Origin of the sequence: Thermosinus carboxydivorans Nor1 (assembly GCF_000169155.1) — a bacterium.
In the GTDB taxonomy this organism is placed as follows: domain Bacteria; phylum Bacillota; class Negativicutes; order Sporomusales; family Thermosinaceae; genus Thermosinus; species Thermosinus carboxydivorans.
Genome location: NZ_AAWL01000013.1, coordinates 30,569 through 44,856, shown reverse-complemented (window position 1 = coordinate 44,856; position 14,288 = coordinate 30,569). Strand labels below are relative to the sequence as shown.

Below are 14,288 nucleotides of genomic sequence, written 5' to 3'. Positions count from 1 at the left end.
GGCATTCACTCCTTGCGGGCGCCAAAGCACCCTAATTGGCAGTCGCGAATTTTGATTCCTAAAACGTTGGCCGCCCTGCCAATAACGAGCGGCGGCACGCCCTCACTTTGCGCCAATTCGTGCGCAGCGGCACAGGACAGCTTCCCGTCTGGCGCCGCTGCCCGTACTTTGTTGAGCAGTTCTTCCCGCAATTCTTGCACTGACCCAGCCTCCTGTATACTAAAGATAATATAATGATTAATTCACCAAATTCCATTTTATTCCTCCAATACACAAAATAAAAACCGGATCCTGCCCAACGGCAGGTCCGGTTTTTATTTATTAACGGATTAGAAGTTAAAGAGCGACTTAAGCTCCTCTTTCGGCACATCAAAAACGGTATTGTGCGGCGGCAGCGGTTCGGTGCGGAAAAAGTCAGGCAGGTCGTCGGCATCGTCGTTGAAACCCGCCGCTTTATTGAACGCCCGTTCGTCGCGCAAGACTTGCTTGCCCAGTTCCAGATAATCATCAAGCGACTTGTTCCAGCCATAGCGGGCGTTGCACATTTCGACAATACCATCGAGCCCTTCGGGAATGTCGAGGATGGCAAAGGCCACAAACAAACAAAGGCCGGTGCTATCCAGGAAAGATGTTGCGATTTGCAGGTTGCGCGAAAGTTCGACCTGGCCGGCTGGACTGAGCGGATCCACTTTGCCGCCTACCCCGAGAATATTGGCGGCAACGGCGTAGCCGGCTGTATGGTCAGCCCCCATGGTAGTAGTAGCGTAAGTTACACCGATACCTTTGACGGCCCGCGGGTCATAGGCCGGAATGGCCTGACCCTTTACAACCGGCACGCGTCTGACGCCGAAGGCCTTGCCGGTAACGGCGGCGCCAGCGCCGAGAATACGGCCGAGCGGGCTAGCTTTGCCTACTTCCTTGAGCAGTTCAATGGCCGCCTTGCCATCGCCAAACTTAGCCAGGCCGGCTTCCATGGCTACGCCCAGCGTGACACCCATCTCGATGGTGTCAACGCCATAATCGTCGCACATACGGTTAAGAACGGCGATGTCGTCCAGATTATCAATGCCGCAATCGGCGCCCAATGACCAGCAGCTCTCATATTCGAGACCGCCGGTTACCACATTTCCGGCCGCGTCTTTATAAATATTCGAGCAGCGGATGATGCACCCGGGCGAGCAAGCGTGGCCGGTTTTGCCGCCCCGCTCCTTGCAGATGGCATGCAGCGTTTCGCCGCCGATATTGTTGGCGCCCTCAAAACGGCCAACGCTAAAGTTGCGGGTTGGCAAGCCGCCGGCTTCGCTCAGGGTATTAACTAAAACGTCAGTGCCATAGGTAGGCAGACCCTGCGACGTAACGGGATGTTTCAGCAGGGCATTGGCCAGTTTTTTCGCTCCGGCCCGGAAGGCGGCTTCGTCGGCAAAGGAAACTTTGTTTACACCTGTGTCGTCAACGACAATCGCCTTAAGGCCTTTACTGGCCATGACCGCGCCAAGACCGCCACGGCCCGCTTGCCGGGTGGGCGCCCCTTCCATGTCGGTGAAACCAACACAAGCCGAGGCCATCTTGTTTTCTCCGGCCGTGCCGATAACACCGATCGCCACTTTTTCCCCAAACTTAGCCTGCAGTTTGGCAACGGCATCATAGATGTTTAGCCCTTTGAGCTCGGGCATTTCGATAAGGGATAAACCGTCTTTGTCAACCTTGAGAACGTAAGTTTTATCATCTTGGGGCAAGTCTTCCACGATAATGGCTTCAATTCCCAGCCGCCCCAGCTTGTGGCCCATGGCGCCGCCGACATTGCTCTCCTTGATGGTGCCTGTCAGCGGACTCTTGGCCCCGAGCGACATGCGGCCGGCATTCGGAGCACCCGTGCCAGAGAGCAGTCCGGTAGCAAATACCAGTTTGTTCTGTTTGCCGAGCGGATGAGCGTTGGGATCCACTTCGGCGCTAACAATACGCGAAGTTAATGCCCGGCCGCCAAGCCCTTTATAGGCCGCCCCGTCTTCCGGCGTGATGGTCAAAGTAGCCATGTTGACACGGTAAAACATCAAACCCCTCCCTGTAAATTATTAAAAAATAAAAAGAAGTCCATTACGGACTTCCTTTGCGCACTGGCAGGCATGGGGATTTCTCCCCATACCCTTACGTTTACCACGCCTGGACGGCAATGGTAACTCGGAACTCACTCTCACCCTATATTATTATGCGTTTGTTATTTTCTAAAGTACGGCAATTTTTTGCAAATTCCTGCTCTCTTTTACCAATCAGCACATTTTTTATCCGCCAATTTGCGACATTTTTCGACGAAAGCTAGGTTGCCCGGCGGCTAAATTATGCCCGGCCGGCTTTTCCGACAGCGCCCGGAGAAAAACTTCGCCGAGCTGTTGTTCGCTTGCCCCGGCCCTAAGCAGCGTTTTGAGATCCAGTTCCCGGTTGGATAAGAGGCAAGGCCGTAGCTTGCCGTCGGCCGTCAACCGCATGCGGTTGCAGGCGCCGCAGAAATGTTCCGTAATCGGGGTGATGAAGCCAAAGAGACCCTTGGCTCCCGGCAAGCGGTAATATTTGGCCGGACCATTGCCAATACTGCCCGTCGCCGGCTCCAGCATTCCCAGACCGGCGGCATTCAACCGGTCTTTAACCTCTGCCGGCGCCATTCCCGGCCCGGTACCGTCGTAGCCGATCGGCATATATTCAATAAACCGGACAGCAATAGGGTAGCGGTAAACCATCTCGATAAAATAGCTCAGGTCGCTGTCCATAAAGGCACTGGTTAGAACGACGTTAATTTTAACGGGATGCAGGCCGATAGTTATAGCTTTTTCAATCCCGGCCAGCGTGCGCTCCAGACTGCCACTTCCGGTGATGCGCCGAAACCGCTCAGGATCGACCGTATCCAAGCTGACATTGACTCGGTGAAGTCCAGCGGCTTTGAGATCTTCAGCCATATCCGCAAGCAGGCTGCCATTGGTCGTCAGCGACAAATCATCAATAATGCCGAGCGAGCTGAGCGCGCGAATAAAATCGACAATACCCTTGCGCACCAGCGGCTCGCCGCCCGTTAGGCGGATTTTGTTCACCCCGTATTTGTTAAAGACTTTGATCAGATACAGTATTTCCTCGTACGCCAGAATATCGGCATGATCCAGCAGCTTTACGCCGTCAGGGGGCATGCAATAGGCGCAGCGGAAATTACAGCGGTCGGTAACGGAGATGCGAAGATAGTCGATAGAGCGGTTATAACCGTCGCGCATTACCTCACCTCCCGTTAGTACAATCCTTTTGCAATCTTTTGCCTGGCCTATACACTAGCCCTTTATCAAAACGTGAGCGACCAAAAAGTCGGCCAGCGGCGCCGCGTCATCAAGACCGAAGTGGGGCACATCGTCATAGAGGACGACGTCGGATACGACGGCGAGCAGCTCTTCTTTGCTGCATAAAGGCCGGTCGCAGACGGCTTGGCGGAATACCTCAATTTTGCGTTTGCCTTCCCGTTTATAACCTTCGGTAAAAATAATATCTACACCGTCCACGAACGACACTACTTCGTCAAGCGTCAATTCCTGCTCAACTTTTTTAATCATGGCCATCTTAGCAGGCGACGAAATGCAGACCACATCAGCACCGGCCTGGGCGTGCCGCCAAGTGTCCTTGCCCGGTCTGTCCATATCAAAGCCATGGACGTCGTGTTTGATCGTACCAACTTTATAGCCGCGCCGCTTCATTTCCCGAATCAGCTTTTCAAGATAGGTGGTTTTGCCGCAATTAGATTTGCCGACAATGGAAATCACCGGAACCATAATTTTCCTCCATTTTTTTGTAAGTTGTATATTTTAGTTCTCCGTTTCCTGCTGTTGCCCTGCCATGGGGCGGATAAAAATTCGCTGCTGACAGGCATAATAAAAGCTGATACCCAGCAAAAAGATTCGAAGGATTCGGCTGGAAAAAAGGCGAATATCTTATTCAGAAATTTTTGCACGAGGTGATTGTATGACGACCTTACGTTTTTTAGGCCATGCCTGTTTCGAGCTGAGTGACGGCCAAACAACGCTTCTTTTTGACCCTTATCTGGCAGATAACCCCTTTAAAATAGCCGGTCCGGACGAAGTGAACTGCCAATATATTCTCGTTTCTCACGGCCACTTTGACCATCTTGGCGACACGGTGCGCATTGCCAAGCGTACCGGCGCTACTGTCATTTCCACGGCGGAAGTGGCCCGTCTCTGCGGTGAACAGGGGGTTAACAGCCACGCCATGCACATCGGCGGCAAGCACACTTTTGATTTCGGCTATGTCCGCATCACCCTCGCCTTTCATGGCGCCGGCGTTCCTGGGGGCCACGCCTGCGGTTTTATTGTCAATTTCCACGGCACGACGGTCTACTTTGCCGGTGATACCGGCCTGTTCGGCGACATGGAACTGTTAGGCCGTCTGGAAAAAATCGACTACGCCCTGTTGCCCATCGGCGACAATTTTACCATGGGGCCGCAAGATGCCGTGGAAGCCGTAGGACTATTAAAACCGAAAAACGTCATTCCCATGCACTATAATACCTGGCCGCTCATCGCCCAGTCGCCCGAAGACTTCAAACACCAGGTGGAAACACGTTATGGGACGCCGGTACATATTATGCAGCCCGGCCAAGTTTTAACATTAAAATAATTCGCCATTCCCCAACATACAAAGTGCAACAAAAAAGGTGATGAAGGTGAGCGCAATCGCACGCATCGCAACAGTAGGCAGCAGTCAACTAGTGGCCGATGAGCTGTTGGAAGCGGCACGCCATTTTATCCCGGGTCTGGAAGGCCGCGCTTATGCCATTAAGGCCCTAACCGACCATCAGGTTGCCGACCTCTTTATTTGCCTGCCCACCCGGGTGGACGAGGCAGCGCAGAAAATTCCCCGCGACAAGATTGTGGCCCTTGAACTGGTACCCGACGCGGCGTTTTTCGTCCAAGTGGCTCAAATTCCCCGCGGCGAAACAGTAACGGTGTTCAATAACAATACCGCCCAGGCGGCCAAAATCGCTAAATATTGCCAGGATGTAGGCATTAATCAGGTAACGTTTCAATACGCGCCCTATGACGAACTGCCTGAACCCGAACTTGCGGCGCTGCTGCGGGACGCTCACTACATCATCGGTGCGGAAAAAATCGTCGGCGCCGGGTCGGTCCTACACAGTCGCTACCACCGGTATCTGCGCCCCGACGTCAAAATCATCGGGGCCCGACGGGTGGCTACCGCCAGCTCCGTATGCGCCGTCATTCGGTGGCTGACCCTTTTTGCCCACCGCCAACTGGCGGCAGAAGTGGCCGGCATCTCTAATCAACTTAACCATCAACTCCAGGAAATAACGGCAATTACCGCAGAAGTTTCTCGGTCGATTGACACTACAGCGGCAACCATCCAAAATATCAATAACCATATTGGCCGGCAAATGGCCAGAATCCGGCAAACAGTAGACATCTCCCAGACCTTGGCGGCGGCAACCCATAACATCGGCGGCATCGCCGACACCATCAAGCATATCTCCAGCCAGACCAACTTATTAGCCCTGAATGCCGCCATCGAAGCGGCACGGGTCGGCGAATACGGGCGCGGCTTTGCCGTTGTCGCGCAGGAAGTACGCAAACTGGCGGAAGAAAGCCGTAAATCTACTGATACCATTCGTCACTCTGTCGGTGAAATCCAAGGAGTAGTAGCCAATATCGTCCCTGCCCTGACGGCGCTGTCCGACGATATGACGACTACCCAGCGCCATATTGCCGGCATTGTCCAGGCATCCCGGCAAGAAAACAATTCGCTCATGGAAGTAGCGAAATCCCTGGAAAGTATCAGTGGTATCAGTGATAAACTGCTCGGCTCTGTTGAAAAGCTGCTATACGATTAAGCCAAGCGCAGAGCCACCGTGAAAGCTCTTAAACAAAAGGCAGTCAACCATGGGCGGTTGATTGCCTTTTATTTTTTTCCTAATTATTTAGTTGCATCTTCCCGGCTCGGGCAGAGACCGTTCAGCGGACAGACGCCGCAGGCCGGCTGGCGGGCCTTGCAAACTTTGCGGCCATGCCAGATAAGCCAATGATGGGCGCTCGCCCAGTCCTGCCTTGGTATGACCCGCATCAGCCCGTCCTCTACTTCATGGGGCGTTTTGCCTTTGGCCAACCCCGTCCGGTTGGCTACCCGAAACACATGGGTGTCAACGGCAATAGCCGGTGTACCAAATAATTGGCTTACAATTACGTTAGCTGTTTTGCGGCCTACTCCCGGTAATTTTATTAAGTCTTCAAAGCGGGTGGGAACCTCCCCACCATAATCACGGCAGAGTATCTCACAGGTGGCAATGATATTGCGCGCCTTACTGCGGAAAAGTCCGCAGTCCCGAATATATTCCTCAAGTTTATTCTGCCCCAGTTCGAGGATTTTGGCCGGCGTATTGTACTGTGGGAAAAGGCGGGCAGTAATGATGTTGACCCGCTCATCGGTGCACTGGGCTGATAAAATCACGGCAATCAAGAGTTCAAAAGGCGTTGAATAGTTAAGCGCCGTCGTCGCGCCCCGGTAATGTTCCGCCAATATCGCCAGCATTTGCTGCTTTACCGCTTTGGTCACACGCATAACCCGCACCTCCCTGGTTTACCGAATAACATCATATTACTACAAATTTAGTTTTAGCGAAATAGTCGCATATAAAGAAAAAAGACCTGGCTGCACCAAGTCTAGATAACGTTTATTAAACCTACATAAAAAGCTGCTGCTGGTCGGCTGGCAGTTCCGGCAGGCGCTCAACAGGCCGCGTACAAAACCGGGTGAGAAAAATCCCGATTTCATAGAGGGCCAGCAGCGGGAGAGCAAGCAAAATTTGCGACAGTACATCCGGCGACGGCGTAATAATCCCTGCAATGATAAAAACGCCCAAAATCGCATGGCGCCGTTTGGCCCGCAGTTTTTCCACCGTCAATATTCCCATGGAGGTCAACAGCATGATAACCAACGGCAGTTCAAACATTATCCCGAAAACCAACAGACACATCAGCACAAACGACACAAAACGCCCGGCCGAGAGCAGTGGCTGCATCTCCAAAGTGGCAAAGTCCAGTAAAAACTGAATACCGACCGGCAATACAGCATAGAAGCAGAAAGCCGCACCGCCGGTAAACAGGCCAAAGCTGACAGCGGTGAGTAAAACGTGAGTAGTAGGCGTCAGCCCCTTCACCCTGGTGCGCACCACGCCAATCAGCAGATAAAGTAGTAGCGGCAGGGCAAGAACCAGGCCAATGGTTAATGCCACCTTGATTTTGGTGACGAAAGCTTCAGCCGGACTGACAAAAATCACCTGTCTAACCATCCTGAACATGTATTTCATGGCGCCGTCGGCCCACCAATAGCCAAGGGTGCTGGTACCGGCCAACAGCAGGATTAACCATAACAAGCGGCGGCGGGCCCGCGCGATGATGTGGCTTAGCAGGCTGTAAAATTCCTGGCTTTCCATCTTAGCTTTCTCCTTTTAGGCGCTTAAGCCGCTGCGCTGAACCGCGATGCTTGGGGCTGCCTCCCGGGTTGTGACCGGACAGGCGGCCAGGCAGGAATAGCAGCGCGAACACTCGCTATGGTCCACAGCCAGGCTTTTCATTTTTTGCTTGAGCAGGTCTTTTATGCTTTGTGGGTAGTCCTCATACCGCCCGGGGCGGTCAAGCAAATCGGGGACGCCAAGGTCAACAAGGGCTGTCAACACTGCCGGGTCGGTTTTAAGCCGGTCATGACCGCCTTGATGGGGCCGGTTATCCATAGCACAGGCCTGTTCACAGCGGTTGCAGCCGGTGCAGCGGTCCCAGGGCAGGCGGATTTTAAGCAGGCTGAACCGAGAAAAGAGCCCTAGGAGCGCTCCAATCGGGCATAGCACCTTGCACCAGAAGCGCTTGCGCACCGTATCCAAACTGGCGGCCAACGGCAGCACGGCCGTCTCCAGCCCTATATTTAACCCCTGCAGACCGGCTGTGCGGCAGGTCGTGCCTACCGGGCAAAGAGCACAAAACGCGGGATAGCGCAATATGCCGGCGGCGAGCAGCGCCCCGCCCAGCACGCCATACTTAATGTGACGGTTATCGGGATTTAGAAGCGCCGATGGTACCTTGTTACCGGCCAGCCGCAGCCGAGACAGCGGTTTATCCAGCCAATCGAGGACGGCGCCGAAGGGACACACCCAACCGCAGAAAACCCGGCCTAAAAGCACGGTAACAACCAAAAGCAAACTGCCCGAAATAACCGTCCCCCATAGCACCTCTCTAGCCCCCAACGTCAGCTGCAGCATGCCTAACGAGCAGGTAAGATTAGCGCTGCCGCCCAGGCGCACTGCGCAAAAAGCACCGGTCAAAACCACAACAAGCAAGAAAAAAAAGACAACTTGAATGACAGTGCGCACCAATTTCACCTGTTTGGGCGTCATGTTTCCATCTCCCCCCTTATTGCATACCGCCTTTGGCGGCACAGATGCAGCGCAACATTTCATACCTGGCCTGTTCATCACTCAGTCCCAATTCGACGAGGTCAAAATTCCGCGTCCGGGTTGCTGCGTCTTGTTCCGGCATTTGTGCCCGGCCCGCCGGCAGACAGGTATAATCGCCGGTATAACAGCCCAGTTGCCCGCGCAGTGGCGAAGTCAGCCGGTCGGTGCGACCGGTGAGATGGCTATGGATGACATATGCTGCCTCCTTGCCCGAACCGACGGCTTTTACCACCGTGTTGACCGGACCGCCGCAGTCGCCGGCAACGAAGACGCCGGACAAGCCGATTGCTTGGCCGCCCGTATGGGCGATGAACGGCCCATTCCGCGTGATGCCACCGTCAGCCAGACAATCCAGGTCAGGAGTCTGGCCAATGGCCACGATCACCGTATCATATTCCGCTTCCCGTAATTGGTCCGCCAATACCTTAGGCGGCCAGCGCCGGCCTTTGGCATCGTAGGGGCCGGGCTCGACCGGCGCGTAGCGTACCGCCGCCACCCGGCCGTCACCGCTGAATTCGACCGGCACGGTCAGCACCTGAATGCGTACCCCTTCTGCTTCAGCGCCCGCAATTTCGTGCACGGTAGCCGGCATTTCAAACCGGTCTTCAACACACATCATGTCCACCTGCTCAGCCCCTAACCGGCGAGCGGTCCGGGCCGCATCGACCGCCACGTTGCCGCCGCCCACGACGAGAACGCGAGGGCCGACGTCCGCCGCTCCACCAGTCGCCGCCTGATGGAGAAACGCCAGCGCCGGCGTTACGCCCGGCAAGTCTTCGCCCGGAATACCCAGGCGGCGGCTGGCGCCGGCGCCAATGGCCAGCAGCACAGCATCATACTGTTCTTGCAACCCGGCAAGGGTAATATCCCGCCCCAGCGCGTGACCGGTTTTAAGCTCCACGCCCAAAGCGGCGATGGCCGCGACTTCCGCCGCCAGTACCGACCGGGGCAGACGATAGGCCGGTATGCCATAGGCGGCCATCCCGCCGGCGGTGTCATTTTTTTCATAAACCGCAACTTTGTGGCCTAAGCGGACCAGGAAGTAGGCCGCCGTTAGACCGGCCGGCCCGGCGCCGACAACCGCCACTTTTTTACCGGTTACTTGGCCCGGCTTGAGCGTAGGGTGGATCAATGCTTTGACTAGCGAGCCGGCCTGCCTGACTGCCTGATCGCCGGCATGCCGGTGCAAACTTTGCGAATAGACCGCGTCGTCAAAATTAAGCCGCTTGCAGTTTTTCTGGCAGGGCGGTTCTTCGCAAACATAGCCGCACGTTAAAAAGAAAGGATTATCATGCCGGCCCAGGGCTAAAGCATCGCCGAATTTCCCCATCTGCATTAGAGCAATCGTCCCTGGCAAATCTACGTTGGCCGGACAAGAATTGACGCAGGGGCTAAGCATAATCTCACTGCAAATGCTAGCCGGACACCGTGCGGCGCCATGGGCGGCAAACTCGTCCGACCATAAGGCCATTGCCGTTTTAAGCGGCCGGAGAGCGGCGCAGCGGCTGGGGCAATCCGGGTTTTGGCTGCCGGCGATCCGGGCCAGTTCGGCCACATCCCGCGCGGTTCCTACCGAAGTGGTGAGGCGTTCCAGCAGTTTGACCGCTTCGGCCACGGCGGCGGTACATACCTGGCAGCCGGCATCTCTCGTACTGAGCAGAGTAACGCGGTTGTAAACCAGCAGCAGGCGGACGACATTGACCAGGCAGCTGCCTTCGTCAAAAACCATGATTTCTTGCGACTGGCTGACCGGCTGCTTTAATTCCGCCTCGCCGACAAAATGGCCCGCCGCCCCGCCGACTAATACGGCTTTTAACAAAAACCGGTTTGTCGCCATTCCCCCGGCATAACTAAAGACAATATCAAGCAAATTATGGCCGGGCTGGACGGAATAGGTGCCGGGCTGCCGTACCTGGCCCTTGACCGTGACTTCAAGCAGGACATTGGTCTGTTCCACGGTTGATCACCTCCAAAAATGAATGCTGTACTTTTTAATAAGTTTGGCCGTGTATAGAGCAACTTCAAATAAAAGATAAAGGGGCAGTGCGAACAGTAGCTGCAGAGTAAGGTCTCCCCCCGGGGCAAGAAACAACGCGAGACTTGTCAACACCCCCAGGCACGCCTTGCGCTGGCCAGCCACGAAGGATGGCGATACAAGGTTGTACCGCAGCAAGATAAAGAAAAAGAGCGGCAGATTAAAGGCCATTCCGGTATAAACGAGAAAAGAAACAATAAAGTTCAGGTACTCTTCTCCGGCAATGAACGGCATCATGCCGGCAGGGGCGAAGGCAAGCAAAAAGTCCATGACCCGTGGCAGTAGCACAAACAGGGAGTAAGCCGCCCCCAGGCCAAAAAGCGCCACGACCACAACCCCGCCGATAACGAGTATGCTCTTTTCCTGACGGTATAAGCCAGGCGCAACGAACCAGACCATGCTCGCGGCAATGGCCGGGAACGCCAACACTAATCCTAAAAGCACCGCCAGGCGGATATGAAGGTAAAAGCCGTCGATGGGCCCGAAATAGACAATATTGGCGACAGGCAGCACTTTCTTCAGCGCTATAAACAGGGCCGGCGCCAGATAGTAGCCGACCGCGGCGGCGATGATAAACGAAAGCAGGGCAACTATGATCGCCTTTCGCAGATCCGTTAAATGTTCGACCAGGCTTAGCCGCGTCTGATCCACCGCCGTCACCGCCCCAGTAGTTTGTCAAACAGCGACTTTTGCGGCTGCAGACGATATTCATAGCAGGCTTCAAACATCACCTTGTGGCGACGCAGCGTTTCCCCAGCCGCCTGCAAGCGGTCGCGGTCGCATTTTAGCGCCACGCCGCAATTAGGGCTGATGTCTTTCGGTCCCGGTATCAGTTCAACCGTGAACCCTTCCCGGGCCAACACCTTCTCGGCCTGAACGGCATGTTGGGAGGAATAAAAAGTTATAATTCCGCAAAGCAACCTCATAGGCCGCACCGTACCTTTTCCGCGATTTGGCTTAAGGCGTTAAGGGTCTGGTCAATCTCCGCCGTGGTCGTAAATTGGCCGACGCTGAGCCTGACGGTCCCCTGGGGAAAAGTGCCCAGCGTTTTATGGGCCGCCGGTGCGCAGTGCAAACCGGTTCTGGTCATGATGCCGAACACGCGGTCCAGCACCAGACCGACTTCGGAACAGACCATACCTGCCACATTAATTGAGATAACCCCGGCATTATACGCCAGCGTTTGGGCGCCATACACAGTTATGCCCCGTATATCCCGCAACCCGGCGAAAAGTTTTGCCATCAGTTCCCGCTTGTGCTGTCTGATGCCGGCCAGGCCACCAGCGTTCAGTTTCGCCACGGCGGCGCCGAGCCCAGCGATCCCGATAGCATTGAGCGTACCGCTTTCCAGTTTATCGGGAAGAAACTCAGGCTGGTATTCCGACTCGGACAGACTGCCGGTGCCGCCATAAATTAACGGCGGCAGCTTAACCCCATCCCCGATAACCAGTCCCCCGGTCCCCTGCGGACCGCCAAGACCTTTATGACCGGTAAAGGCCAGAAAATCTATATTGGCCGCAGTAACGTCAATCTCTTCGCTACCGGCCGTTTGGGCGGCATCGACGGCGAAAAGCACGCCTGCTTCCCGGGTTATGCGTCCCACCTCGGCAACCGGCATGATCGTACCGGCCACATTGGACGCATGGGTCATAACCACCAGCCGCGTACGGGAGGTAATAGCCCGCCGCACCGCCTGCGGCTCAAGCTGGCCGGTACTGTCACAAGGGACAACGGTCAGGCAAACACCGTCCTTTTCCAACCGGCGCAACGGTCGCATAACGGCATTATGTTCCATGGCAGTGGTTATCACATGGTCGCCAGGTTTTAGAACGCCGAATAATACTATGTTTAGCGCTTCGGTGGCGTTTTTGGTAAAAATCACCCGCTCAGGTGCGGCGCAGGAAAACAGGCGGGCAATGTTTTCCCTGGCGTCAAAAACCATCCGGGCAGCGGCGGCCGACATGGTGTGGCCCGAGCGGCCGGGATTGCCACCGACAACGGCCAGATACTCCGCCATCGCCGCCAGCACGGCCGGGTCCTTCGGCCATGACGTTGCAGCATTGTCAAGATAAATTGGCATAGCGCACCTCGCTTAACTCTTAGCAGCGCTGAAAGGCGGCCGCTTGGCCCCTGCTGCCGTTACTTTAATGGCTACCGGTGTTACCGGACAGGCTTTTACGCAGCTCATACAGCCGGTGCATTTCGCCGGGTCGACCAGAACGAGCCGTTTGCCCGGCACTTTACTGATGGCTCCGGTTGGGCAGGGTTTAATGCACTTGTCGCAGCCAACGCATTCATTTTCCAAAATTACCGCCGTGCCCATTTTCGCTGCTTGCGGCGCTATGGGCGTGAGCGCCCCGCTGGGACATACCTGGGTGCATTTCATGCACAGCGTGCAGCCTGAGACCAGCACCGGTGTGGCGGCGTTGCTCCAGCCGTCACCTAGATGGGCCGAGGCCAGCGCTTTTTCCGGACATGTGTCGATACACTGGTGACAACGCAGGCACAAATACCGAAAGTCCGCTTCCGCCACCGCGCCCGGCGGCCTTACCAGCTCGGCATTTGCCGACAACGCGCCGGTAGCGCCGAAGGCCGCGGCTGTGACAATCGCTGCCCCTGATATTTTTAGAAAGGTACGCCGTGTGACTTGCAAAAATGTCACCTCCTTGCTAAGGAAGCAGTTTGCTGACAAAGGGGTAAAGCCAGTATGTGTAAACTACCGCGCCGGCATAGAAACCACAAAGGTAAACGCGGGCGCTTTTATTGCCTGACGCCGCCATAACGTGTTGTCGCAAGGGGCAGCCGTTGGCAACCGTCGAAAGGTAGCCAATCCCCAGGCCCCCGGCGATCGCCGTCACGGCGGTGTAAGTTAGAATCATGCCCCCCGGCAGCCGGATACCTTTTACAGCGTTGTCCATGGCCGCTTGCACGACCAGCAACAACTCGTCCGGGATCATACAGGCGGCAAAGGCATAGTAGTCACGAGCCAGTTCGATCGCCGTTTTGGCTTTTTCCCGGTTATACCAGGGGTAACCGAGAGTATCGCCGCCTAAAGCGTTTACTAGGGGAAATAAAATGGCCGCAGTAACGACAAAACTTAATAGTCCCTTTAACAGTTCGGTGTCGCGGACCAAAACATAATCACGCAAGCCACCGATAAAACACATGCGCGACCGCTGGGCCATATAGCCAATAATGAAACCGAAAAGCAGGGAAATAAACGGCGTCAGCATCGTTTCGCCCTCCAGCGCATGACCAGCGTAGCCGCTGTCGTTCCCATGAGGACTGAAGCGGCGCCAGCGGCGCCAATAAAATCGCCGTAGGCGGCCCGGAGCAGCAGCCGGGTGGGGCAAGCCATAATAACGAGGCCCAAAAACATAATTACCATGCCGCAGAAAAAGGCGGTTACCGGTGGTTCAACCCACTGGGACTTATATTCGTCATGGGACCAGGCTGCATACCAGGCACCCAGAAAAATACCGAGCACTGTTAACAAAGGCCACGCTTGCGATGCGGCGGCGACGATCATTTCCGCGCCGGTAAGTTTGGCGGCAAGCCAAATAATTAGGTCCCGGCCATGGCAGACCACGCACAACCCATAGGCCGGCGGCGGCTGCACCGCCAGAAAAGCTTGGGCGCTCACCGCCAGCGTCGCCGCCGTCACCCCCATTACCACCGGCGTTATTCGACGCATTGCGACCCCTCCTCATAAGGCGGGCATGCCAGTTGGCCCACTGGCCAACTGGCATG

Annotated in this window: 16 protein-coding genes and 1 riboswitch; of the genes, 2 read left to right on the top strand and 14 right to left on the bottom strand. The window is 55.6% G+C overall.

The annotated features are described in order from the left end of the window. Nucleotides 1-5: 5 nt before the first annotated feature. The 4 genes from TCARDRAFT_RS09765 to mobB form a co-directional block, all read right to left on the bottom strand. A complete protein-coding gene (locus tag TCARDRAFT_RS09765; protein ID WP_007289846.1) occupies nucleotides 6-200 on the bottom strand; it encodes a hypothetical protein in 195 nt (64 codons plus the stop codon). Between the two features lie 129 nt (nucleotides 201-329). After that, entirely contained in the window at nucleotides 330-2,051 is a 1,722-nt protein-coding gene (locus TCARDRAFT_RS09760; protein ID WP_007289818.1) for an aldehyde ferredoxin oxidoreductase family protein, read from the bottom strand. 35 nt (nucleotides 2,052-2,086) lie between these two features. Beyond that, a riboswitch (molybdenum cofactor riboswitch) is annotated at nucleotides 2,087-2,196 on the bottom strand. A gap of 83 nt (nucleotides 2,197-2,279) precedes the next feature. Beyond that, nucleotides 2,280-3,254, bottom strand: a complete 975-nt coding sequence (gene moaA, locus TCARDRAFT_RS09755) for a GTP 3',8-cyclase MoaA (RefSeq protein ID WP_007289817.1) — start codon at nucleotides 3,252-3,254, stop codon at nucleotides 2,280-2,282. 54 nt (nucleotides 3,255-3,308) lie between these two features. After that, nucleotides 3,309-3,800 carry a molybdopterin-guanine dinucleotide biosynthesis protein B gene (gene mobB, locus TCARDRAFT_RS09750; RefSeq protein WP_007289816.1) on the bottom strand — a complete coding sequence of 164 codons (492 nt, stop codon included), beginning with the start codon at nucleotides 3,798-3,800 and terminating at the stop codon, nucleotides 3,309-3,311. A 190-nt stretch (nucleotides 3,801-3,990) separates the two neighbouring features. Between mobB and TCARDRAFT_RS09745 the strand changes: the two genes are divergently transcribed. After that, a complete protein-coding gene (locus tag TCARDRAFT_RS09745) occupies nucleotides 3,991-4,662 on the top strand; it encodes a metal-dependent hydrolase (RefSeq protein ID WP_007289815.1) in 672 nt (223 codons plus the stop codon). A 46-nt stretch (nucleotides 4,663-4,708) separates the two neighbouring features. Further along, nucleotides 4,709-5,890 carry a methyl-accepting chemotaxis protein gene (locus TCARDRAFT_RS16215; protein WP_007289814.1) on the top strand — a complete coding sequence of 394 codons (1,182 nt, stop codon included), beginning with the start codon at nucleotides 4,709-4,711 and terminating at the stop codon, nucleotides 5,888-5,890. 83 nt (nucleotides 5,891-5,973) lie between these two features. On the opposite strand, the gene nth is transcribed toward TCARDRAFT_RS16215, so the two are convergent. From nth to TCARDRAFT_RS09685, 10 genes are all read right to left on the bottom strand, one after another. Beyond that, nucleotides 5,974-6,615 carry an endonuclease III gene (gene nth, locus TCARDRAFT_RS09735; protein WP_007289813.1) on the bottom strand — a complete coding sequence of 214 codons (642 nt, stop codon included), beginning with the start codon at nucleotides 6,613-6,615 and terminating at the stop codon, nucleotides 5,974-5,976. Between the two features lie 121 nt (nucleotides 6,616-6,736). Further along, nucleotides 6,737-7,489, bottom strand: a complete 753-nt coding sequence (gene tatC, locus TCARDRAFT_RS09730) for a twin-arginine translocase subunit TatC (RefSeq protein ID WP_007289812.1) — start codon at nucleotides 7,487-7,489, stop codon at nucleotides 6,737-6,739. Nucleotides 7,490-7,504: 15 nt separating this feature from the next. Continuing rightward, nucleotides 7,505-8,443 carry a 4Fe-4S binding protein gene (locus tag TCARDRAFT_RS09725; protein ID WP_040683291.1) on the bottom strand — a complete coding sequence of 313 codons (939 nt, stop codon included), beginning with the start codon at nucleotides 8,441-8,443 and terminating at the stop codon, nucleotides 7,505-7,507. Between the two features lie 16 nt (nucleotides 8,444-8,459). Next, nucleotides 8,460-10,460 (bottom strand): FAD-dependent oxidoreductase, encoded by a 2,001-nt coding sequence (locus TCARDRAFT_RS09720; RefSeq protein ID WP_007289810.1) that lies wholly within the window; start codon nucleotides 10,458-10,460, stop codon nucleotides 8,460-8,462. Between the two features lie 6 nt (nucleotides 10,461-10,466). Then, nucleotides 10,467-11,189 (bottom strand): twin-arginine translocase subunit TatC, encoded by a 723-nt coding sequence (gene tatC, locus TCARDRAFT_RS09715; RefSeq protein WP_007289809.1) that lies wholly within the window; start codon nucleotides 11,187-11,189, stop codon nucleotides 10,467-10,469. 5 nt (nucleotides 11,190-11,194) lie between these two features. Continuing rightward, entirely contained in the window at nucleotides 11,195-11,464 is a 270-nt protein-coding gene (locus TCARDRAFT_RS09710; protein WP_007289808.1) for a DUF3343 domain-containing protein, read from the bottom strand. Then, nucleotides 11,461-12,618: an aminotransferase class V-fold PLP-dependent enzyme gene (locus TCARDRAFT_RS09705; RefSeq protein ID WP_007289807.1), complete on the bottom strand. Its 1,158-nt coding sequence runs from the start codon at nucleotides 12,616-12,618 to the stop codon at nucleotides 11,461-11,463. Before TCARDRAFT_RS09705 ends, TCARDRAFT_RS09710 begins: the two co-directional genes overlap by 4 nt. Before the next feature lie 12 nt (nucleotides 12,619-12,630). Further along, nucleotides 12,631-13,191 carry a 4Fe-4S dicluster domain-containing protein gene (locus TCARDRAFT_RS09700; protein ID WP_007289806.1) on the bottom strand — a complete coding sequence of 187 codons (561 nt, stop codon included), beginning with the start codon at nucleotides 13,189-13,191 and terminating at the stop codon, nucleotides 12,631-12,633. A 16-nt stretch (nucleotides 13,192-13,207) separates the two neighbouring features. After that, complete coding sequence (locus TCARDRAFT_RS14670; protein ID WP_007289805.1) at nucleotides 13,208-13,771, bottom strand: hypothetical protein; 564 nt, start codon at nucleotides 13,769-13,771, stop codon at nucleotides 13,208-13,210. Continuing rightward, entirely contained in the window at nucleotides 13,765-14,232 is a 468-nt protein-coding gene (locus TCARDRAFT_RS09685) for a hypothetical protein (RefSeq protein ID WP_007289804.1), read from the bottom strand. Before TCARDRAFT_RS09685 ends, TCARDRAFT_RS14670 begins: the two co-directional genes overlap by 7 nt. Nucleotides 14,233-14,288: the final 56 nt, after the last annotated feature.

Bases quoted from the DNA above. Each gene is read 5' to 3' on its own strand.
- TCARDRAFT_RS09760 (WP_007289818.1), bottom strand. From the start codon at position 2,051: ATGTTTTACCGTGTCAACATGGCTACTTTGACCATCACGCCGGAAGAC.
- moaA (WP_007289817.1), bottom strand. From the start codon at position 3,254: ATGCGCGACGGTTATAACCGCTCTATCGACTATCTTCGCATCTCCGTT.
- mobB (WP_007289816.1), bottom strand. From the start codon at position 3,800: ATGGTTCCGGTGATTTCCATTGTCGGCAAATCTAATTGCGGCAAAACC.
- TCARDRAFT_RS09745 (WP_007289815.1), top strand. From the start codon at position 3,991: ATGACGACCTTACGTTTTTTAGGCCATGCCTGTTTCGAGCTGAGTGAC.
- nth (WP_007289813.1), bottom strand. From the start codon at position 6,615: ATGCGTGTGACCAAAGCGGTAAAGCAGCAAATGCTGGCGATATTGGCG.
- tatC (WP_007289812.1), bottom strand. From the start codon at position 7,489: ATGGAAAGCCAGGAATTTTACAGCCTGCTAAGCCACATCATCGCGCGG.
- TCARDRAFT_RS09725 (WP_040683291.1), bottom strand. From the start codon at position 8,443: ATGACGCCCAAACAGGTGAAATTGGTGCGCACTGTCATTCAAGTTGTC.
- TCARDRAFT_RS09710 (WP_007289808.1), bottom strand. From the start codon at position 11,464: ATGAGGTTGCTTTGCGGAATTATAACTTTTTATTCCTCCCAACATGCC.
- TCARDRAFT_RS09705 (WP_007289807.1), bottom strand. From the start codon at position 12,618: ATGCCAATTTATCTTGACAATGCTGCAACGTCATGGCCGAAGGACCCG.
- TCARDRAFT_RS14670 (WP_007289805.1), bottom strand. From the start codon at position 13,771: ATGCTGACGCCGTTTATTTCCCTGCTTTTCGGTTTCATTATTGGCTAT.
- TCARDRAFT_RS09685 (WP_007289804.1), bottom strand. From the start codon at position 14,232: ATGCGTCGAATAACGCCGGTGGTAATGGGGGTGACGGCGGCGACGCTG.